Consider the following 20479-nt stretch of genomic DNA (forward strand, 5'->3'; position numbering starts at 1 on the left):
TGGTGGAGGTGCCGGGAATCGAACCCGGGTCCTTCGCCGGTTTGTCAGGGCTTCTCCGAGCGCAGCTCGCTATGCCTCTACTCGGCCCCACCGCTCACGCGAGCAAGTTGGTGTGACGGGCCCAGTCGCTGATTGATCTCGCCGCACGGACCCCGCGACCGGGTCCGGTTGGCCAGCCTTCTAGCTGATGCCGGCTAACTGGGTCGAAGGCGCTCCCAGGCCGACAGACTTGCTACTCGCCTCAGGCGGCGAGAGCGAAGTCAGCGCGATTGTTCTTGGCGCTTATTGGTTTCCGACGAACGATTCTCGAGACGACGTCGGCTTCCTCGGCTCGCTTCCCCTGCCGCAACGTACGAAGTCGAAACCAGTCACCCCCTCGACGGGCCGCCGGTGTGGCGGCACCACCAAGCCTAACGCCTGCCGCAACGGGTTTCATCCCCGAGCCCCACCCCGGCGCGCCGAGGCGGACAAACGGGACGTATCAGTCGTCCATGCCCTTGCCGCGCCGGCCGGCGGCCCGGGCGATCTCCCGTTCCGCGTCCCGCTTGGCCAGGTCCTGGCGCTTGTCGTACGACTTCTTGCCCCGGGCCAGGGCGATCTCCACCTTGGCCCAGCCGTCGGAGAAGTAGACCTGCAACGGGACCATGGTGAGGCCGCCCTCGCGGGTCTTGCCGATCAGGCGATCGATCTCCAGCCGCTTGAGCAGCAGTTTCCGGGTGCGCCGGGGCTCGTGGTTGGTCCAGGTGCCCTGCGTGTACTCCGGGATGTGCATGCCGTGCAGGTACAGCTCGCCGTCGCGCTCCTGGGCGAACGCGTCGACCAGCGACGCCCGCCCCGCCCGCAGCGACTTCACCTCCGTGCCGGTCAGCGACATGCCCGCCTCGTACGTGTCGAGGATGGCGTAGTCGTGCCGCGCCTTCTTGTTGGAGGCGACGACCTTGCGCCCCTTCTCCCGTGGCATCGGCGCCACCTCCCCTCGTCGCGATACCGGCCCCGGCCCGGACGGCGGCCCGGAAGCGGAGATCATGCTACCCGAACGACAAGGGCCCCCCGGCGCGGATTATTCCGCGCCGGGGGGCCTCCGATCGTCGCCGGCAGACCCGGTGGGCGACTAGACGCGCAGGTAGAACCGGAGGGTGACCCAGCCGGTGACGGCGCTGACCAGCGCGCCGACGCCCGCCATGATCGGGAACATCAGGAAGATGTCGCTCCAGGTCACCGGGGAGAACAGGCCCTGCAGGGCGCTCAGGGAACCGTCGAACAGGAAGAACTTCAAGGCGATCAGCGCCCCCAGGCCGAGGAACGAGCCGATCAGACCGGCGACCACGGCCTCCAGGACGAACGGCGCCTGGATGAACCAGTTGGACGCGCCGACCAGCTTCATGACCGCCACCTCGCGCCGCTTGCTGTACGCGGCCACCTGGATGGTGTTGGCGACCAGCAGCAGGGCGGCGATGGCCATCGCGATCGCCCCGGCCAGGGCGATGTTCTGGCCGGCGGTGAAGAGGTCGAAGATCTTGTCCAGCAGCCGGCTCTGGTCGACGATCTCGTCGACGCCCTCGGTGTCCTTGTACTGGTCGTAGATGCTCTTGTACTGCTCGGGGTTGACCAGCGTGAGCCGGAACGACTCCGGCAGCTGGTCCGGCTTCACGGCGGTGACCAGGTCCGGCGCGTCCTGGTACATCTCCTGGAAGCGCTTGTACGCCTCGTCCTTGTTGACGTAGAGGACCTCCTTCACCAGGGAGTCACTCTTGAGCTTCGTCTCCAGGTCGGTGCGCTGCTGGTCGGTGACGTCGCTCTTCAGGAAGATCGAGACCTGGATGTTCTTGTAGTACAGGTCCTTCATGTCGTCGACCTTGCTGTACACCAGGCCACTGACACCGAGCATGGTCAACGACACGGCCAACGTGATGATCATCGCGATGGTCATGGTGACGTTGCGCCACAGTCCGACCAGTACCTCGGACAGGACGTATTTCACGCGCATCGGGAATTCCTCCGGGTCTCCGGCGTGAGGTGTTCGTCGTCAGGCTGCACAGGGGTGGAGCGCCGGCTCACCCGTAGACGCCGCGGGCCTGGTCACGCACGATGCGACCGCTTTCGATCTCGACGACCCGGCGGCGCATCTGGTTCACGATGTTCGAGTCGTGCGTGACCATCACGACGGTCGTACCGGTGCGGTTGATCCGGTCCAGCAGGCGCATGATCTCGATCGAGGTGTCCGGGTCCAGGTTTCCGGTCGGCTCGTCCGCGAGCAGGATCAGCGGGCGGTTCACGAACGCCCGCGCCACGGCCACCCGCTGCTGCTCACCACCGGAGAGCTCGTGCGGGTAGCGGTGCTCCTTGCCACCGAGCCCGACCAGCTCCAGCACCTCGGGCACGACCCGGCGGGCGACCGCCTTGGTCTTGCCGATCACCTCAAGGGCGAACGCCACGTTCTCGTACGCGGTGCGGTTCGGCAGCAGCCGGAAGTCCTGGAAGACGCAGCCGATGGAACGCCGGAAGTGGGGGCGCTTCCACGACCGCATCGAGGTCACGTCCTTGCTGTTCACGATGACGCGCCCCTTGTTGGGGGTCACCTCGTGCAGCAGCAGCTTGATGATGGTGGACTTGCCGGAGCCGGATGGGCCGATGAAGAAGACGAACTCGCCCTTCTCGATCGAGACGGACACGTTGTCGAGCGAAGGCCGGGACGCCTTCGGGTACGTCTTCGTCACTTGCTCAAGCTGAATCACGGGTGGTGAGTCTACGCGGTGTAATCGATGAGCCAAGCCCCACGCCCCCGTGATGCGAGGCGCGTCGTCGAAACGCCCGGTTAGCAGGAGATCGACGACGCGCTCCGCCCACGGGTGATCACGCAGCGTCGCTGGAGAGCTGACGCTGCTTGCGCCAGCGGATGCCGGCCTCGATGAAGCTGTCCAGCTCACCGTCGAAGACCGCGCTCGGATTGCCCGTCTCCTGCTCGGTTCTGAGATCCTTCACCATCTGATACGGGTGCAGCACGTACGACCGCATCTGATCGCCCCACGAGCCGGCGGCGTCGGTCTTCAGGCCGTCCAGCTTGGCCTGCTCCTCCTGCCGCTTGCGCTCCAACAGCCGGGCCTGGAGCACCCGCAGCGCGGACGCCTTGTTCTGTAGCTGGGACTTCTCGTTCTGGCAGGTCACCACGATGCCGGTCGGGATGTGGGTGAGCCGCACGGCCGAATCGGTGGTGTTGACGCTCTGCCCACCCGGGCCGGAGGAGCGGTAGACGTCGACCCGCACCTCGTTCTCGGGGATGTCGATGTGGTCGGTCTGCTCGGTGACCGGCAAGACCTCCACGCCGGCGAAGCTGGTCTGCCGGCGGCCCTGGTTGTCGAACGGGCTGATCCGCACGAGGCGGTGGGTGCCGGACTCCACGCTGAGGGTGCCGTAGGCGTAGGGGACCTTGACCGCGAATGTCGCGGACTTCAGGCCCGCCTCCTCGGCGTACGAGGTCTCGTAGACCTCGGTCGGGTAGCCGTGCCGCTCGGCCCAGCGCAGGTACATCCGCAGCAGCATCTCGGCGAAGTCGGCCGCGTCCACGCCGCCCGCGCCGGCGCGGATCGCCACCAGCGCCTCCCGCGAGTCGTACTCGCCGGAGAGCAGGGTGCGGACCTCCATGTCCTGGATGCTCTTGGTGAGCGCCCCGATCTCGGTCTCCACCTCGGCGAGCACGCCGGGGTCGTCCTCGGCCTCGGCCAGCTCCAGCAGCACCCGGGCGTCGTCGAGCCGGGAGCGCAGGCTGCCCAGCTTGTTGATCTCGCCGTTGACGTAGGACAGCTGGGAGGTCACCTGCTGTGCCTTGGCCTGGTCGTCCCACAGGTCCGGCGCGGAGGCCTGCTCCTCGAGCCGGGCCTTGTCCTCGTGCAGCCGGTCGATGTTGAGCACGGCCTCGATGTTGCGCAGGGTCGCGTCGAGTTCCTTGAGCTGTTCGGCGTAATCGGCAGCGGTCACGACTGACAAGCGTACTGCGGTGGCCCCGGGTGGGCTTGCCAGCCCCGCGGTCACGAGCCAAAACTGTCCCCGGTGCGGACGGGGAGCAGCCTGGATCCCGACCGCGCGGCCCGGAGGCGGGGTGACGGGCCGCGCGGTCGACGGTGTCAGCCGACCGGGGCGGTCTTCAGCCAGGACAGGGCGGCCTTGTGGTAGGCGACGGCGAACTCCAGCGCGCTGGCGTCGAAGCTGTCGCCCTCCTTCTTGGCGTTCTTCACCTGTTCCCGCACCCGGGCGAGGGCCTCGGTGTGGTATTCATTGGCAGAGGCTTGCAGGTTGCGTAGCTGGTTGGCCGAGTGCAGGCTGCCGAAGGCGATCCGCAGGGCGATCGGGTTGCGGATGGTGTCGCGCCCCGGGTCCTCGGCCAGCCACCGGGAGAACATCCGCTTCCCGGCCGCGGTGATCGCGTACGGCTGGCTGGAACGCGGGCCGGGCTTGCCCAGCCGCACCAGACCACGCTCGGCCAGCACGGGAAGCTCCCGGTAGACCTGGCTGCGGGTCATCGACCAGTACGGGGCGAGCTTGCGCTCGGCGGCGGCCATCAGTTGACCGCCTGTCATGGGACCCTCGTGGAGCAGCCCGAGAAGGGCCGCCGCCGTGGGGTTCACTCCGGAATCCGCCATGCCCATTACGCTGCCACTTTGCCGACCCGGCGTCCAGGATTTGCCACTTTCGCCACCCGGACGGCTTCCAATGTGCACTGTCGGCCGGCGACAGTCCGTTAAGGGGCGGTGACCTGGCGCGGCGCCCGCCCCCGCCCGCCCCCGCCGCGGGCGCACCGCCGGCGCCCTGCCGGTGCGCCTCGGGCGTTAGGAAGGGCCCCCTGTACAACAGAAAGCGTTAACAGGGGGCCCTTCCTTGCGCTCAGCCCAGGTGCGCTCAGCCCATGTGGGGGTAGGTGTGGTCCGTCGGGGGGACGAACGTCTCCTTGATCGTCCGGGGGGACATCCAGCGCACCAGGTTGTGCCAGGAGCCGGCCTTGTCGTTGGTGCCGCTGGCCCGGGCGCCGCCGAAGGGCTGCTGCCCGACCACCGCGCCGGTCGGCTTGTCGTTGATGTAGAAGTTGCCGGCCGCGTACCGCATCTTCTCGGCCACCGCGTCGACCACCCGACGGTCGGTGGCGAAGATCGACCCGGTCAGCGCGTACGGGGCGATCGACTCGGCCTGGGCCACCACGTCGTCGAAGCGGGCGTCGTCGAAGACGTGCACGCCGAGGATCGGCCCGAAGTACTCGGTGGTGAACGTCTCGTGCGCGGCGTCGGAGCACTCGAACAGGGTGGGCCGGACGAACCACCCGACCGAGTCGTCGGCGGTGCCGCCGGCCAGCACGGTGCAGGAGGGGTCGCCGGAGATCAGCTCCAGCGCGGCGGTGTGCCGGTCGAACGCCCTCGCGTCGATCACCGCCCCGCCGAAGTTGGTGAAGTCGGTGACGTCGCCGTAGGTCAGCGAGTCGGCGGTGGCGGCCAGCCGGTCGCGCAGCCCGCCGTCCCACAGCGACCGGGGCACGTACGCCCGCGACGCGGCCGAGCACTTCTGGCCCTGGTACTCGTACGCGCCCCGGATCAGCGCGGTGTGCAGCGCGTCGACGTCGGCGCTGGCGTGCGCGACCACGAAGTCCTTGCCGCCGGTCTCGCCGACGAGGCGGGGGTATCCCCGGTAGCGGTGGATGTTCTCGCCGACGGTGCGCCACAGGTGCTGGAAGACCTTCGTGGAGCCAGTGAAGTGGATGCCGGCCAGGTCCGGGTCGGCGAGCACCACGTCGGAGACCTCCTCGCCCCGGCCGGTGACCATGTTGATCACGCCGGGCGGCAGGCCGGCCGCCTCGAACAGCCGCATGGTGAAGTGCGCGGCGAACTGCTGGGTCGGGCCCGGCTTCCAGACCACCGTGTTGCCGAGCAGGGCCGGCGCGGAGGGCAGGTTGCCGGCGATCGCGGTGAAGTTGAACGGGGTGACCGCGTAGACGAAGCCCTCCAGGGGGCGGTGGTCGAACCGGTTCCACACCCCCGGCGAGGACAGCGGCTGCTCCTCCAGCAGGCCCCGGGCGAAGAACACGTTGAACCGGAGGAAGTCGATCAGCTCGCACGCCGAGTCGATCTCGGCCTGGACGGCGGTCTTCGACTGGCCGAGCATCGTGGCCGCGTTGAGGGTGTCCCGCCAGGGGCCGGCGAGCAGCTCGGCGGCGCGCAGGAAGATCGCCGCGCGCTCGGCGAACGGCAGCGACCGCCACATCGGGGCGGCCTCCTTCGCGGCGGCGACGGCGGCGCGGGCGTCGTCGTGGGTGGCGTGGCCCGTGACGCCGAGCACGTGCGCGTGCCGGTGCGGCTGGACGACGTCGATCGGGTCGCCGCCGGCCATCCGCTGCTCCCCGGCGATGGTCATCGGCAGGTCGATCCGCTCGGCGGCCAGCTCGGCCAGCCTCCGCTGGAGCCGTTCCCGGTCGACGCCGCCCGGCTCGTAGGTGCGGACCGGCTCGTTGTGCGGCTCGGGTACGGAGAACACGGCGTCCATCAGCGCTCCTGGCGATCTCGACAGCGGTGGCGAAACCGGACCCGCGGGCGGCCGGCCGGGTGACCGGACGCCGGGCGCCGCGCGGTGTACCGGTCGCGGCGGCGGGACCTGCGCCGATTCTTCCACGGGCCGGCCCCTGCCCCGCTCCGGCCGCCCGGGCCAGCCTGCCCCGTCCGGCCTGCCCCGTCCGGCTGCCCCGTCCGGCCTGCGCGCCGCATGATCGACTCCATGCCGGCGACATGGGGGCATCCCCGCCGCAGGACACCCCCATGTCGCCGACCTGGCGAGCCCGCATGGCGGCCGGCCCGCGCCGCCAGCATGGCCCCGGCCCGGCGGCGCGCCCGGCGCGTACCCTGGATGGCCGGTGACCAGCCCGCCGCGTCCCGGCAGCGCCGGCGCGGGCCCGGGCGCCCGTCGAAGGGGAGACGATGAGCAACCAGCCCGGCAGCTCCACGGCCGAGGAGCCGGACCAGCCGGCGGAGACCGACCCGGCCACCGGGCGGGAGCCGGCCACCGGGCGGGAGCCGGCCACCGGGCGGGAGCCGGCCACCGGGCCAGAGCCGGCCACCGGGCCAGAGCCGGCCGCCGGGCCAGAGCCGGCCGCCGGGCGGGAGCCGGCCGCCGGGCGGGAGCCGGCCACTGGGGATCTCCAGGCCGCCGGGGGCACGCCGGCCCGCGCCCCCGGGGCGCTCGTGCTCGCGGTGCTGGCGGTCGGCTGGCTGGCGGCGATGCTCTGGTCGACCCGGGCGGCGATCACCTCCGCCCAGGCGGGCGTCACCGCGATCAGCCTCTCCGCGTTCGCGCTGCCCGGGGTGATCTCGGCCGCGCTGGTGGCCGGCGCGGCGGTCGCCCTGGCGGTGGCGAACCTGCTGGCCCGGCGCGGCGTGGACCGGGCCACCCTGCGCTTCGCCGTCGCGACGGGCGCCGGCCTGCTCGTCGGGCTCGCCGCCGCAGTGGTGATCAACCTGACCTACTTCGACAACGCGACCACCAACGTCATCGCCGGCACCGCCGCGGCGGCGGCGACCATCGGCGGCGCGGTGGCCGGCGCCGGCAACGCCCGGGTGGCCGGGGCGGTGGTGACCGCCGCGCTCGGGGCGCTGGTGTTCGTGGTGGCGTTCAGCCGGGCCCGGGATCCCCTGTTCGACCTGTTCGGGGCGGGCGACACCCAGGAGTCGGTGGTCACCGCCGCCAAGTGGGTGTCCCGGACGGAGTCCCTGCTCGCCGGCCTGGTGGCGGGGCTGCTCGCCTTCGCGTACCTGACCTGGGCCCGACGCCGCGCCCAGCGGCACGACCCGGCGGCGGGCGACGTCCGCTGGCCCGGTTACCTGCTGGCCGGGGCCGGTCCCGGCCTGCTCCTGCTGCTCGCCGAGGTCGTCATCCGGGTCGGCGGGCGGTCCCTGCTCGACCTGGCCGGCGCGCTGAGCGAGGCGGACTCGGTCGCGCAGACCTCGCTGGGCACCTCCCGGGTCGACAACGGCATCTGGGTGCTCTTCGTCGGCGCGCTCACCGCGCTGATCGCCTTCGGCCGCACCCTGGGCCCGTCGCCCGACGACGACGCCGGGGAGGACGACGAGGCGGAGGCGGTGGAGGCGGGCGTCGACCGCTGAGGGGCGCACCGGGCCGCAGCGGGCCGGCGGCAGCGGGCCGGCGGAGCAGGGTGGCGGGGCGCAGGTCAGGCGGCGGCGCGGGTCAGGCGGCGGCGCGGAGGAGCTGCTCCAGTTCGGTGACGTCGTACCACTCCAACTCGTGGTCCTCCGCGCCGTCGACGGTGAACTGGGCGTCCGGGTCGCCGGCCAGGGCCTCGGCGGCCACGTCGGCGGCGGCCGACACGTCGGCGACCGCGTCGTCGCCGTCCACGTGCAGGGCGGCGACGGCCGACACCGGCACCGGGCGCACCAGCCGGACGGCGCTGGAGCCGAGCACGTCGTCGGTGCGGCGCAGCGCGGCGGCCGGCACGTCGACCGAGATCACCACGCGGCGGCGGGGCGCGGCCGGGTCGTCGCGCAGCAGGAGCAGGGCGTCCTGGGCGGCGCGGGTGAAGGCGACGTACTCCAGCTCCTCCTCGTCGCCCTCGGCGTACCACTCGCGCAGGGCGGGGGTGACGGCGTGCGCGTCCGTCTCGGGCAGCCCCTGCTCGGGCAGGCGGGCGAGCATGGGCACGATCGCCGGCACGTACACCCGGACAAGCTCGTCGTTCACCGTGGTCTCCCTCCGCCGCCGGGCCGACGTGCGTGGGCCCGGGCGCCGATCATGCCGTACGCCGTGACCGTCATACACCGCGCACCCGGCCGTCGGGAAGTTGCCGCGCGGGCCTGCCGGGGCGGCGCGCCGAATGGCGCGGGGCGGCGTTGTCGGCAGCGGGTGGCAAACTGAAGCAAACGATCCCAACCCTGGGAGATCCCGTGGAGCCGAGGTTCCTGCTGCTCTCCGACGTGGCCGCCGAGCTCAACGTGTCGGACTCGCAGGTCTACCACATGGTGCGCAGCGGCGAGCTGCCCGCGATCAAGATCGGCGGCCGGGGGCAGTGGCGCGTCGAGCGGGCCCGGCTGGAGGAGTACATCCAGCGCAAGTACGCCGAGACCGCCGAGTGGGTGCGGGGCAACCCGCTGACCGACCGCGACCAGGAGTAGCCTCCGCCACACCCACTGCATTGACCGGGACCGCTCCGTGCCCGAGAATCGACGCTGTCGGAGGCAAACGAAGGCAAACGCAAGCATCGGGGGTTGCGATGATCGAGTCCCGCCGGCCCGGGCCCGCCCGTCCCCCGGTGCGGGTGCGCCCCGCGCCGCCGCTCGACCCGCCCTTCGTCGAGGAGCCGGCCGAGGGCTGGCCCCGCCCGGTCGCCGCCCAACTGGCCCTCGACCTGTTCGAGGCCCACCGGCTCGCGCCGTCCCGCCCCGCCGGCCGGCCGCACGACCCGCGCCCCGCCCCCGGCGGCCCCGGCCGGGCCACCCCCACCGCCCCGCCCCCGTCCGCGCTGGTGACCGCCACCCCGGAGGCCACCCGAGCCGCCCAGCGGTTCGTCGCCACCTGCCTGGAGATCGTCAACGGCTACCGGCCGCCCGGCCAGATCCGCCCGCTGACCGAGCCGGCCCGGGCTGCCGACGTGGCGCAGGAGCTCACCAGGGCGGCGGCCCACACCGGCCCCGTGCGCCGCCGCTCGACCCGCCCCACCGTGCGGCTGCGCCGGCTGCGGGTCTGCGAACCCCGCCCGGCGGCCGTGGAGGCCGCCGCCGTCCTGACCGCCGCCACCGGGCGCAGCTGGGCGATGGCGCTGCGCCTGGAGCACCGCCGGGGGCGCTGGCTCTGCACCGCCCTCCAGGTCCTCTGACCGGAGATCATCCCGGCCGGTCGGGGCCGGCGCGGGCCGGGCCGACAGACGCCGACGGGCCCCGGCGAGAACGCCGGGGCCCGTCCGTGTCGCGGTGGGTCAGTTGCCGCCGTTGGCGGCGCCGTGGCAGCGCTTGTACTTACGGCCGGAGCCGCACGGGCAGGGCGCGTTGCGGGACGTGTTGCCGGACGCGTCCGCCTGGCCCGGGGCCGCGCGGCGGGCCGAGCTGGCCGCCGTCGCCTGCCCGCTGCCGCCGAACGCGGCCGGGGCGCGCTGGGGCTCCGGTGCCGGCGGGGGGACCGGCCGGGCCCGCTCCGCCCGGGGCTTGCGCACCGGCGGGGCCTGCTCCTCGGGCCGCTCCACGGCGACCGCGCCGCCGCCCGCCTCGCCGTCGATGGTCGGCGCGGAGTATTGCAGGCCCTGCTGCTGGGGAGCGCGGCCCAGGCCCTTGGCCTTGATCTCCACCGGCTTCTCCAGCAGCTGCACCTCCTCGGCCTCGGGCTCGGCCTCCTGGACCTGCACCTCCAGGTTGTAGAGGAAGCCGACCGTCTCCTCCTTGATGCCGTCCATCATGGTGGCGAACATGTCGAAGCCCTCGCGCTGGTATTCCACCACCGGGTCGCGCTGGGCGTACGCCCGCAGGCTGATGCCCTCCTGGAGGTAGTCCATCTCGTAGAGGTGCTCGCGCCACTTGCGGTCGATGACCTGGAGCAGCACCATCCGCTCCAGCTCACGGGTGCCCTCGACGCCGAGTTGCTCCTCGCGCCGGTCGTACGCGGCGTGCGCGTCGTCCTTGAGGCGGGCGAGCAGGAAGTCCTGGTCCAGGCCGGCCCGGGAGCCGACCTCCTCCTCCAGCTCGTCCAGGGTCACGCCCACCGGGTAGAGCTGCTTGAGGCTGGCCCAGAGCTGGTCGAGGTCCCAGTCCTCGGCGTACCCGTCGCTGGTGGCGCCGACGACGTACGCGCCGACGACGTCGTCGATCATGTTGCGGACCTGGTCGGAGAGGTCCTCGCCGTTGAGCACCCGCAGGCGCTCGGCGTAGATGACCTGGCGCTGCTTGTTGAGCACCTCGTCGTACTTCAGGACGTTCTTGCGGATCTCGGCGTTCTGGCCCTCGATCTGGGCCTGCGCGCTCTTGATCTGGCGGGTGACCATCTTCGACTCGATGGGCACGTCCTCCGGGATGTTGAAGCGGTCCATCACCGCCTCGACCGCGCCGGCCCGGAAGCGCTTCATCAGCTCGTCCTGCAACGACAGGTAGAAGCGGGACTCGCCCGGGTCACCCTGCCGGCCGGCCCGGCCGCGAAGCTGGTTGTCGATGCGCCGGGACTCGTGCCGCTCCGTGCCCAGCACGTAGAGCCCGCCGGCGGCGGCGACCTCCTCCGCCTCGGCGTCGCAGGCCTGCTTCCACTTGGGCAGGACCTCCTCCAGCGCCTTGGCGTACTCCTCCTCGTTCTCCGCCGGGTCGAGGCCACGCTGGCGCAGCTCGTTGGCGGCGAGGAACTCGGCGTTGCCGCCGAGCAGGATGTCGGTGCCCCGGCCGGCCATGTTGGTGGCCACCGTGACCGCGCCCTTGCGCCCGGCCTGGGCGACGATCTCGGCCTCGCGGGCGTGGAACTTGGCGTTCAGCACGGAGTGCGGGATGCCCCGGCGGCGCAGCAACTGCGAGATGATCTCCGAGTTTTCCACCGAGACGGTGCCCACCAGCACCGGCTGGCCGGCCTGGTGCCGCTCGGCGATGTCCTCGACGACGGCGTTGAACTTGGCCTTCTCCGTCTTGTAGATGACGTCGGCCCGGTCCTGCCGGACCATCGGCCGGTGGGTCGGGATGGTCACCACGCCGACCTTGTAGACCTTGTTGAACTCGCCCGCCTCGGTCTGGGCCGTGCCGGTCATGCCGGAGAGCTTCTCGTAGAGGCGGAAGTAGTTCTGGAGGGTGATGGTGGCCAGGGTCTGGTTCTCCTGCTTGATCTCCACCCCCTCCTTGGCCTCGATCGCCTGGTGCATGCCCTCGTTGTAGCGGCGGCCGTGCAGGATGCGGCCGGTGAACTCGTCGACGATCAGGACCTCGCCGTCGCTGACGATGTAGTCCTTGTCGCGCTTGTAGAGCTCCTTGGCCTTGATCGCGTTGTTGAGGTAGCCCACGAGGGGGGTGTTCACCGACTCGTAGAGGTTGTCGATGCCGAGGCGGTCCTCCACCTTGGCCACGCCGCGCTCGGTCACCGCGATGGTGCGCTTGGCGTAGTCGACCTCGTAGTCGCCCTCGCCGTCCTTGCCGGGCTGGAGGCGGGCCACCACGCTGGCGAACTCGCCGTACCAGCGGGCCGAGTGCTCGGCCGGGCCGGAGATGATCAGCGGCGTGCGGGCCTCGTCGATCAGGATCGAGTCGACCTCGTCGACCACGGCGAAGTTGTGGCCGCGCTGGACCAGCTCGTCCCTCGACCAGGCCATGTTGTCGCGCAGGTAGTCGAAGCCGAACTCGTTGTTGGTGCCGTAGGTGATGTCGCACTCGTACGCGGCGCGGTGCTCGCTCGCCGGCCGGTTGGGCAGCACCACGCCGACGGTCAGGCCCAGGAACTCGTGCACCCGGCCCATCCAGGCGGCGTCGCGCTGGGCCAGGTAGTCGTTGACCGTGACCACGTGCACGCCCTTGCCGGACAGCGCGTTGAGGTAGACCGCCATGACCGAGGTCAGGGTCTTGCCCTCGCCGGTCTTCATCTCGGCGATGTTGCCGAAGTGCAGCGCCGCGCCGCCCATCACCTGCACGTCGTACGGCCGCTGGCCGAGCACCCGGGCGGCTGCCTCGCGCACCGTGGCGAACGCCTCCGGCAGCAGGTCGTCGAGGGTCTCACCGTCGGCGAGCCGCTCCCGGTACTGGTCCGTGAGACCCCGCAGCTCGTCGTCGGTGAGGTTGACGTAGTCGTCCTCGATCGAGTTGACGGCGGCGGCGATGGCCTTCAGCCGGCGCACCATGCGGCCCTCGCCCGCGCGAAGGACCTTTTCCAGAATCGACACGGATCAACGCTCCCCTAGACAGTCTCGACCCATCGTAGGCGCTTCGTCGGCCCGATGGTCACTGGTGGCGGCGGTCTGATCGGCGAGAAACCGACATAACACGCCGACCGCCGGCCGGACGGCGGGATATCCGGTTACGCCCAGCGCGAAAGATCCGGCACGATGGCTCGGGTGGAACCCGTGGAGCTCACCGAGGACGGCCTGCTGCTGCGACCCTGGCGGGCGGCCGATGCGGACGCCGTGCACCGGGCCTGCCAGGATCCGGACATCCAGCGCTGGACCACCGTACCGCGCCCGTACCTGCCGGAACACGCCCGCGCCTTCGTCGGCGAGATCAGCGCCGGGGACTGGCGGGCCGGGACCCGCGCGCCGTTCGCCGTCTGCGACGCCGCCACCGGCGAGCTGCTCGCCTCGTGCGGGCTGGTCGCGCTGGACCGGACGACGGACACCGGCGAGGTCGGCTACTGGGTCGCGCCGTGGGCCCGGGGCCGGGGCGTCGCCACCCGGGCCACCCGGGCCGTCGCCCGCTGGGCCTTCGACGCGCTGGGGCTGCGCCGGCTGGTCTGGCAGGCCGAGATCGGCAACCACGCCTCCCGGCTGGCCGCGCTGCGCGCCGGCTTCCGGGTCGAGGGCGAGCTGCGGCTGGCCCACCCGTCGCCCGGCGGGCGGCCGGAGGCATGGGTCGGCTCCCTGCTCCCCGGGGACCTGCCCGCGCCGGGCAGCGCCGGTCCTGCGGGGCCGGACTCCCTCGACGCCCGCCGGGCCGCCGTCTTCGGCCGGCCCCAGCCCACCCTGTTCGCCACCGGCGCGGGGCGGGAGCTGCGGCTGCGGCCAATCGAGGAGGACGACCTCGACGCCATCACCGAGACCTGCCGGGACCCGCACACGGTCGAGTGGACCACGGTGCCGGCCCCGTACGAGCGGGCGGACGCCGAGGGGTTCAGGCGCGACGTCGCCGACGCGGCCTGGGCGCGCGGCACCGGCGCGTACTTCACCGTCGCCGCCGACGACGACCGGTACGTCGCCTCGGTCGACCTGCGGATCGCCGCCGCCGATCCGGTGCAGGCCATGGTCGGCTTCATGACCGCGCCGCACGCCCGGGGCCGGGGGTACCTGCCGGCCGCCACCGCCGCCCTGGCCGCCTGGGGCTTCACCACCCTCGGACTGGCCCGCATCGAGTGGCGCGCGCTCGTCGGCAACACCGCCTCCCGACGGGTCGCCGAGAAGGCGGGCTTCACCATGGAGGGCACCGCCCGGAGCTTCCTGCCCACCCGCGCCGGCGCCCGGGCCGACGCCTGGGTCGCGTCGCTGCTGCCCGGGGACCTGTCCGCGACCGCGACCGCGCCGCCGGAGATGACCCGGTGAGCATGGGCAGCGTGCCCGACACCGTGGAGGCCGACGGGGTGCGGCTGCGGCCGTACCGCCTCGCGGACGTGCCGGACGTCGCGGCGGCCTGCGCCGACCCGCTCACCCAGCGGTTCATCTCGGGCATGCCCAGCCCGTACACGGAGGCCGACGCCCGGTGGTGGGTGGCCGAGGGCGCCCCGGCGGCCCGGGCCGCCGGCGGGGCCTCGTACGCGATCGCGGACCCGGCCACCGACCGGCTGCTCGGCGGCGCGGGCCTGGGCAACCCGGTGCCGGTGCGGGGGCAGGCCGAGCTGGGCTACTGGGTCGCGCCGTGGGCGCGGGGGCGCGGCGTGGCCACGGCCGCGGCCCGGGCGCTCGCGGCGACGGCCTTCGCCCACGGCACGGCCCGCCTGGAACTGCTCACCCACCCGGAGAACACGGCCAGCCAGCGGGTCGCGCTCGCCGCCGGGTTCCGGCACGAGGGGGTACGCCGGGCGGCGAACCTGGCGCGCGGCGGCGGCCGGCAGGACCTGGTCTGCTGGGTACGCCTGGCCGACGACCCGCCCGGCCCGGTGCCCCGCCTCCTGCCCGACCTGCCCGGCGGGCGGCTCACCGACGGCGTGGTGACCGTGCGCCCGGTCGGGCCGGACGACGCGGGGGCGTTGTTCGGGCTGCACAGCCTGCCCGAGGTCGTCGCGAACCGGGTGCCTCCGCGCGCGCCGACGCCCGCCGACGTCGAGCGGCGCTGCCGGCTGGCCGGCACCCGCTGGCTGGCCGGGGAGGCGGCCGACCTGGCCATCGTGGACGCGGGCACCGGCGAGTTGGCCGGCGGGTGCATGCTCTACCACGACGAGCAGGCGACGGGTCAGGCGATGGTCGGCTTCAGCCTGCTGCCGGCCGGACGGGGCCGGGGCCTGGCCACCCGGGCGGTGCGCCTGGTCACCGGGTGGGCGTTCGACGGGGTGGGGCTGGCCCGGGTCTGGGCGGGCACCCGGCCGGAGAACGCGGCCTCGCAGCGGGTCCTGGAGCGGGCCGGCTTCACCCGGGAGGGCCTCCTGCGCGGCCGGCTGCCCGGCCCCGGCGGCACCCGCGTCGACTCGGTCCTGTACGCCCGGCTCGCCACCGACGAGCCCCGCTGACCCGTGGCCGGGTCAGCGGGGCGTGGTCGGGTCAGGTGTCGAGGGAGATGATGCCGTAGTCGTAGGCGTGTCGCCGGTAGACGACGCTGGGGCGGCCGGACTCCTTGTCGTGGAACAGGTAGAAGTCGTGCCCGACCAGTTCCATCTGGAACAGCGCGTCGTCGACCGTCATCGGCTCGGCGGGGTGGACCTTGGCCCGGGCGATGTGCCAGGGCTGGTCGTCGGGTTCCTCCTCGAACCGCTCGGCGACGGCCGTGGCCGTGCCGACGCCGTCGAGGGCCGCGACGGGCGCGCCGAGGCCGGCGACCGGCAGGTCGGCCGTGGCCGCCGCCACGGAGATCGGCGCGTGCCGCCCCCGGTGGACCCGGCGGCGGTCGGCCGCGCGACGCAGCCGGTTGTCCAGCTTGGCGATCGCGGCGTCGAGCGCGCTGTAGAAATCGTCGGTGCAGGCCTCGGCCCGAATCACCGGACCACGGGAAACGCACGTTATCTCGACCCGCTGGCAATGGTCGGACTGGCGCGGATTGCGCTCGTGGAACAACTCCACATCGACGCGAATAAGCTTGTGATCGTAACGTTCGATCTTTGCGAGCTTCTCGGCTACGTGCACCCGGTAATGATCCGGGACCTCGACGTTGCGGCCCTTGACCACGATGTCCACGTGACCTCCCTTGTTCGGACGGTCTTCGATCCGGAAATCCCGGCCGGCTCGCCTTCTGGGAGACCCCACGCTCGGCGTCGACCGGGTCAGTGCGGCTGCGCCTCCTCTCACCGCCGGGGGCGGGTGGGAATGCCTTCCTACCCCCGACACGAAAACGCTAACCCGTGTTCGCCCGGCAGTCACCCCCCACCACGCAAAGCTTCAGAATTTTCACAGCTCACACACGGTCGGGTGAATAAGGAACACGCTCGGTCACGAGAGGCGGCGTTTCTCGGTGGCGGCGAGAACGGCGGCCACCGTTGGCGACAGCCCGGTCGCGGTGAGCACCCGGGAGGCGGCGGCCAGGGTGACGCCGGTGGTGACGATGTCGTCGAGCAGCACGACCGCCGGTGGCGGCGACCCGACGCGGGCCCGGGGCGCGGCCACGCCCGGCCGCGCCCGGAACGCCGACTCCGCCGCGCGGGCCCGGCCCGCGCTGTCCAGGGTGGCCGAGTCCGGCCGGGGCAGCGCCCGCAGCGGCCGGACCACCCGCGCGGGCCACCCGGCCCCGGTCAGCCGGGCCGCCGCGTGCCGGGCCAGCCGGCCGAGGTGGTCGCCGTAGCGGGCGCGGGCCGCCGCCGCGGTGTCCGGCACCGGGACCAGCAGCACCGGCCGCGCCGCGCCGACCGCGCCGGCCACCACCTCGGCGAGCAGCCCGCCCAACGGCCGGGCCAGCCCGTGCCGGCCCCGCTCCTTGTACGCCAGCAGCGCCTCCCGCAGCGCCCCGCCGTACGGGCCGAGGGCCACGCACGGGGGCAGCCCCGGCGGGGCGGGGGTGGGGCGTACCGGCCGGGGGCGCAGCGCCGCCAGGGTCGCCACGCAGCCGGGGCAGAACCCGTGCCGGGCCGCCCGCCGCTCCCGGCAACCGGCGCACTCCACGGGCAGCACCAGGTCGGTCAGGTCCGCCCAGAGGCCCATCAGTAGAGGAAGAACGGGGCGGTCGGGTTGCCGGCCTGCGCCCCGGCCGGCGGCGGGGTCACGTCCCGCACCTCGTCCCGCTTGATCGTGTCGAACGGGCTGTTGCGGTAGGCCACCCCGTTCGCCTCGTACATCAGGTTGCCGTTGGGGAACGGCGCCACCGCGTTCAGCGGGTACGACGACAGGTGGCTGACCCGCGCGCCGACGTCCCGGCGCAGCGGCGTCTCCAGGGCGCCGTCCACGCTGATGTCGTAGATCGCCGGCCGCCCGGCCGAGCCCGCCAGGTGCAGGGTGTTCTCCCCCGCCCAGTCGACCGCGGAGAGGTCGGTCAGCGAGGTGGCCAGCCGGCGGGCCGGGCCCACGGAGACCACGCCGCCGTTGAGGTTGACCGCCGCGACGTAGAGCGCGCCGCCGACGACGACCGCGATGCGGTGCCCGTCCAGCGACGTGGCCACCGCCGTCACCCGGCCCTCGGCGGTCAGCGGGACGGCCCGCAGCTGGGCGCCGGAGTCGAAGCGGTAGAGCGCGCCGTCGGCCACCACCAGGCCCTGCGGCCGGTCGGGGGCCGGCGAGCGCAGCCACACCGGCTGGCCCATCGCGGCGAACGTGCGGGCGCCGCGCTGCACGATCGACACCGGCGCCGCGCCGACGCCGACCACCAGCCGCTGCCGCTTGTCCGCCCCGGCGGTCACCAGCGCGGCGCGGATCTCGTCGTGGGAGCGGCTGAACCCGGCCGAGACGACGCCCTTGTTGACCGCCTCGGTGACCGGGACGGCGTCGACCGGCTCGCCGCCGCCGAAGTCGAGCGGGTGCACCGCGCCGTCGTAGACGCAGAACCGCTGCGGGTTGCCGTCGAGCGGGTACGCCGGCCGGTCCCGTCGGCGCTGGCCGAGGTCGGGCACGGTCACCCGGGTCTGGTTGTGGATCCGCAGTTCGAGCTGGCCGTCCAGCTCCGGCAGCGACCAGGCGAGCTGGTCGACGAACTCCTCCACCCGCCGGTCGTCCGCGTCGACCGGCATGTCGAGGTTGACCTCCCACCGCCCGTCGGCCCCGGTCGCGTTGTTGATCAGCCGGGTGCCGTCGGGCAGCCGGCTCGTCCCCGGCCCCAGCCACTCCGACGGGCCGGCGGTCAGCCACTTGACCACCTCGGTGACCCGTCGCTCGTCGGGCACGGCCAGCGGCAGGTAGCGCTGGTCGGGCACCAGTTGGGTGCGGCCGGTGTTCCAGAAGTAGACGACGTGGGTCTGGTAGTACTGGCGCAGCGCCTGGTCGCTGAGCAGCAGCACGTTCGGCGGCGGGTCGGCGACGTACCAGCCGGTGTCCGGCTTGTCCTCCTGGGCGGCGGCGCGCAGCTCGAAGCGGTATTCGGTCTCGGTGGCCACCGGCGGCATGAGGGTGCCGTCGGCGCGCAGCAGGCCGATCTGCTGCACCCGCAGCGTGACCCGGGTGCCGTCGGTGCTGTCGGTGATCACCGGCGTCTCGCGCAGCCGCACCACCGTGAGGGCCACCTCGCTGGGCTGCTTCTCCTGGATCCGGCTGCGCCCCTCGGGGGCGACGAACTGCTTGACCCGGTAGTAGGCGCGGTCCGCCTCGCCGGCCGCGGCGGAGAGGAAGTTGGTGACGAAGGCCGCGCGGTCGGTGCCGCTGGCGAGGCGGTTCGGCGGCTCGTCCCGGCGGAAGCTCGACGAGCCGGACTTGGCGGCGGTAACCTGCCCGTCCACCCTGACCTCGGACCGCTCGGGGATGCCGCAGCCGGCCGCGCCGGTGAGCAGGAGCACCACGGCGAGCAGCCCGGCGAGCCGGCGGCGGCTCACGACCCCACCTCCGCCCGGCCATCGGCCCCGGCCGCCGGCCCGATGGCCAGGGCGCCGCCGGGGCCGGGGCCGATGGCGAGCAGCCCGCCGGCCCGGGGGCCGCCGAAGGGCAGGGTCGCGTCGGCGGGCACCAGCCGCAGCGGCGACGTGGTCAGCCGGTCGCCGGCCCGGGCCGGCAGGGTGAGCCGGAACTGGGCGCCCTGGCCGGGCGCGCCCCACGCCTCCAGCCAGCCGCCGTGCAGCCGGGCGTCCTCCAGGCTGATGGACAGGCCGAGCCCGGTGCCGCCGGTCTGCCGGGCCCGCGACGGGTCGGCCCGCCAGAACCGGTTGAAGACCAGCTTCTCCTCGCCCGGCTTGAGCCCGACCCCGTGGTCGCGGACGGTGACCGCGACGGCCGCCCGATCCTGGCCGAGGGTGATCCGGACGGGCTTGCCCTCGCCGTGCTCGACGGCGTTGCCGACCAGGTTGCGCAGCACCCGCTCGACGCGGCGGGGGTCGACCTCGGCGATCACCGGGGCGTCCGGCACGTCGAGGTCGATGGTGACGCCGACCCGCTCGGCCAGCCCGGCCAGCCGGTCGGCGACCCGGTGCACGACCGGGACCAGGTCGGTCGGCTCGGCGTCCAGCATGGCGAACCCGGCGTCGAACCGGCTGATCTCCAGCAGGTCGGTGAGCAGCTCCTCGAAGCGGTCCAGCTCGGCCTGGAGCAGCTCGGCGCTGCGGGCCACGGCCGGCTCGAACTCGTCCCGCTCGGCGAAGATCAGGTCGGCGGCCATCCGGACGGTGGTCAGCGGGGTGCGCAGCTCGTGCGAGACGTCGGAGGTGAACCGGCGCTGCAACCGGGACATCTCCTCCAGCCGGAGGATCTGCCGTTGCAGGTTGGTCGCCATCTGGTTGAACGAGGCGGCCAGCAGCGCCAGGTCGTCCTCGCCGTTGACCACCATCCGCTGGTCGAGCAGGCCGGCGGAGAGCCGCTGGGCGGTGCGGGCGGCCACCCGCACGGGCGTCACCACCAGCCGGGTCACCAGGGCGGCGAGCAGGCCGAGCAGCAGCACCAGGGCCGCCCCGGTGGCCACGACGGTGGCCCGGGCGTCGGTCGCCGTGGCGTCCTGCCGGGTCAGCGGGACGAGGTAGTAGAGCTCCACCTGGCCGAACCGGGTCGGCACCGGGGACCCGTACACCAGGTATTTCGTGGTGTCGCCGGTGAGCCGGCCGGTGCGGATCTGGCTGGCGATGTTGCCGTCGGCGACGGTGGCCCGCAGCTCCCGGCTGATCAGCGGCCGGACGTCGACGTCGGGCGAGAAGCGCGGCTCGATGATCCCGGTGTAGTTGTCGGCGGTGATCGCCACCACCACCCCGCTGGTCTGCTGCGGGTCGCCGCCGGCCAGGTAGTTGACGGTGCCGTCGATGGTGTCCTGGAGCTGGGCCTCCTGCGCCTGGCTGAACAGGCTGAACTGCTTGGCCGCGTAGTCGCTGCCGCTGCTCAGCCGAAGCCGGACGTCGGTCTCGGCGTTCTCCAGCAGGATGTTGGTGATCTTGTCGGCGATGAGGTAGGCGAACCCGCCCACGAGCAGGCTGGAGGTGACCAGTGTGATGGTGACCACGCGGAGCTGGAGCGAGCGACGCCACGTCTGGTGCACGCCCGCCAGCAGCCGGGCCGCCCGACCGGACAGCGCGCGCCACAGCTCCC

The 20479-nt window shown here is 73.1% G+C and carries 16 protein-coding genes, 1 other RNA gene and 2 pseudogenes; 5 read left to right on the plus strand and 14 right to left on the minus strand.

Features of this window, described 5'->3' with window-relative positions; genetic code table 11:
• The 7 genes from ssrA to pruA all read right to left on the minus strand — a co-directional run bounded on the left by ssrA (position 1) and on the right by pruA (position 6522).
• Positions 1–376: a transfer-messenger RNA gene (ssrA, locus tag ACFYWL_RS13740) on the minus strand.
• Between the two features lie 105 nt (positions 377–481).
• Complete coding sequence (smpB, locus tag ACFYWL_RS13745) at positions 482–961, minus strand: SsrA-binding protein SmpB (protein ID WP_386971772.1); 480 nt, start codon at positions 959–961, stop codon at positions 482–484.
• A 150-nt stretch (positions 962–1111) separates the two neighbouring features.
• Positions 1112–1987, minus strand: a complete 876-nt coding sequence (gene ftsX, locus ACFYWL_RS13750; protein WP_043962079.1) for a permease-like cell division protein FtsX — start codon at positions 1985–1987, stop codon at positions 1112–1114.
• Positions 1988–2054: 67 nt separating this feature from the next.
• Positions 2055–2735: a cell division ATP-binding protein FtsE gene (ftsE, locus tag ACFYWL_RS13755; RefSeq protein ID WP_043962078.1), complete on the minus strand. Its 681-nt coding sequence runs from the start codon at positions 2733–2735 to the stop codon at positions 2055–2057.
• Positions 2736–2853: 118 nt separating this feature from the next.
• Entirely contained in the window at positions 2854–3975 is a 1122-nt protein-coding gene (prfB, locus tag ACFYWL_RS13760) for a peptide chain release factor 2 (protein WP_043962077.1), read from the minus strand.
• Between the two features lie 146 nt (positions 3976–4121).
• The gene (locus ACFYWL_RS13765; RefSeq protein WP_386971778.1) at positions 4122–4637 is read right to left on the minus strand and encodes a helix-turn-helix transcriptional regulator; all 516 of its coding nucleotides are present in this window, start codon (positions 4635–4637) and stop codon (positions 4122–4124) included.
• A 256-nt stretch (positions 4638–4893) separates the two neighbouring features.
• Positions 4894–6522, minus strand: coding sequence for an L-glutamate gamma-semialdehyde dehydrogenase (gene pruA / locus ACFYWL_RS13770; RefSeq protein WP_386971781.1), 1629 nt, complete (start codon positions 6520–6522; stop codon positions 4894–4896).
• A 428-nt stretch (positions 6523–6950) separates the two neighbouring features.
• Here pruA and ACFYWL_RS13775 point away from each other — a divergent pair, with 428 nt between their 5' ends.
• Positions 6951–8132, plus strand: coding sequence for a hypothetical protein (locus tag ACFYWL_RS13775; RefSeq protein ID WP_386971784.1), 1182 nt, complete (start codon positions 6951–6953; stop codon positions 8130–8132).
• Between the two features lie 82 nt (positions 8133–8214).
• Here the strand turns inward: ACFYWL_RS13775 and ACFYWL_RS13780 are convergent, their stop codons facing one another.
• Positions 8215–8724: a DUF6912 family protein gene (locus ACFYWL_RS13780; RefSeq protein ID WP_386971786.1), complete on the minus strand. Its 510-nt coding sequence runs from the start codon at positions 8722–8724 to the stop codon at positions 8215–8217.
• A gap of 203 nt (positions 8725–8927) precedes the next feature.
• Here ACFYWL_RS13780 and ACFYWL_RS13785 point away from each other — a divergent pair, with 203 nt between their 5' ends.
• Entirely contained in the window at positions 8928–9155 is a 228-nt protein-coding gene (locus ACFYWL_RS13785; RefSeq protein WP_386971789.1) for a helix-turn-helix transcriptional regulator, read from the plus strand.
• Positions 9156–9253: 98 nt separating this feature from the next.
• Entirely contained in the window at positions 9254–9856 is a 603-nt protein-coding gene (locus ACFYWL_RS13790; protein ID WP_386971792.1) for an Rv3235 family protein, read from the plus strand.
• Positions 9857–9955: 99 nt separating this feature from the next.
• On the opposite strand, the pseudogene ACFYWL_RS13795 reads toward ACFYWL_RS13790, so the two are convergent.
• Positions 9956–10111, minus strand: a pseudogene (locus ACFYWL_RS13795) (SEC-C metal-binding domain-containing protein); the annotation flags it as partial.
• Positions 10112–10200: 89 nt separating this feature from the next.
• Positions 10201–12871: pseudogene (gene secA / locus ACFYWL_RS13800) on the minus strand (preprotein translocase subunit SecA); the annotation flags it as partial.
• A 162-nt stretch (positions 12872–13033) separates the two neighbouring features.
• Between secA and ACFYWL_RS13805 the strand changes: the two are divergent.
• Positions 13034–14236: a GNAT family N-acetyltransferase gene (locus ACFYWL_RS13805; RefSeq protein ID WP_386971795.1), complete on the plus strand. Its 1203-nt coding sequence runs from the start codon at positions 13034–13036 to the stop codon at positions 14234–14236.
• A 2-nt stretch (positions 14237–14238) separates the two neighbouring features.
• Complete coding sequence (locus tag ACFYWL_RS13810) at positions 14239–15357, plus strand: GNAT family N-acetyltransferase (RefSeq protein WP_386972017.1); 1119 nt, start codon at positions 14239–14241, stop codon at positions 15355–15357.
• A gap of 31 nt (positions 15358–15388) precedes the next feature.
• Here the strand turns inward: ACFYWL_RS13810 and hpf are convergent, their stop codons facing one another.
• From hpf to mtrB, 4 genes are all read right to left on the minus strand, one after another.
• A complete protein-coding gene (gene hpf, locus ACFYWL_RS13815) occupies positions 15389–16018 on the minus strand; it encodes a ribosome hibernation-promoting factor, HPF/YfiA family (protein WP_386971797.1) in 630 nt (209 codons plus the stop codon).
• A 252-nt stretch (positions 16019–16270) separates the two neighbouring features.
• Positions 16271–16975, minus strand: coding sequence for a ComF family protein (locus ACFYWL_RS13820; protein ID WP_386971800.1), 705 nt, complete (start codon positions 16973–16975; stop codon positions 16271–16273).
• Complete coding sequence (locus ACFYWL_RS13825) at positions 16975–18789, minus strand: LpqB family beta-propeller domain-containing protein (protein WP_386971802.1); 1815 nt, start codon at positions 18787–18789, stop codon at positions 16975–16977. The genes ACFYWL_RS13820 and ACFYWL_RS13825 overlap by 1 nt, the downstream gene beginning before the upstream one ends.
• Positions 18786–20462 (minus strand): MtrAB system histidine kinase MtrB, encoded by a 1677-nt coding sequence (mtrB, locus tag ACFYWL_RS13830; RefSeq protein WP_386972020.1) that lies wholly within the window; start codon positions 20460–20462, stop codon positions 18786–18788. Before mtrB ends, ACFYWL_RS13825 begins: the two co-directional genes overlap by 4 nt.
• Between the last annotated feature and the right edge of the window lie 17 nt (positions 20463–20479).

The sequence above is a fragment of the Micromonospora sp. NPDC002575 genome, assembly GCF_042889525.1.
In the GTDB taxonomy this organism is placed as follows: Bacteria; Actinomycetota; Actinomycetes; order Mycobacteriales; family Micromonosporaceae; genus Micromonospora; species Micromonospora carbonacea.

Bases quoted from the DNA above. Each gene is read 5' to 3' on its own strand.
- smpB (WP_386971772.1), bottom strand. From the start codon at position 961: ATGCCACGGGAGAAGGGGCGCAAGGTCGTCGCCTCCAACAAGAAGGCG.
- ftsX (WP_043962079.1), bottom strand. From the start codon at position 1,987: ATGCGCGTGAAATACGTCCTGTCCGAGGTACTGGTCGGACTGTGGCGC.
- ACFYWL_RS13765 (WP_386971778.1), bottom strand. From the start codon at position 4,637: ATGGCGGATTCCGGAGTGAACCCCACGGCGGCGGCCCTTCTCGGGCTG.
- pruA (WP_386971781.1), bottom strand. From the start codon at position 6,522: ATGGACGCCGTGTTCTCCGTACCCGAGCCGCACAACGAGCCGGTCCGC.
- ACFYWL_RS13775 (WP_386971784.1), top strand. From the start codon at position 6,951: ATGAGCAACCAGCCCGGCAGCTCCACGGCCGAGGAGCCGGACCAGCCG.
- ACFYWL_RS13790 (WP_386971792.1), top strand. From the start codon at position 9,254: ATGATCGAGTCCCGCCGGCCCGGGCCCGCCCGTCCCCCGGTGCGGGTG.
- ACFYWL_RS13805 (WP_386971795.1), top strand. From the start codon at position 13,034: ATGGCTCGGGTGGAACCCGTGGAGCTCACCGAGGACGGCCTGCTGCTG.
- ACFYWL_RS13810 (WP_386972017.1), top strand. From the start codon at position 14,239: ATGGGCAGCGTGCCCGACACCGTGGAGGCCGACGGGGTGCGGCTGCGG.
- ACFYWL_RS13820 (WP_386971800.1), bottom strand. From the start codon at position 16,975: ATGGGCCTCTGGGCGGACCTGACCGACCTGGTGCTGCCCGTGGAGTGC.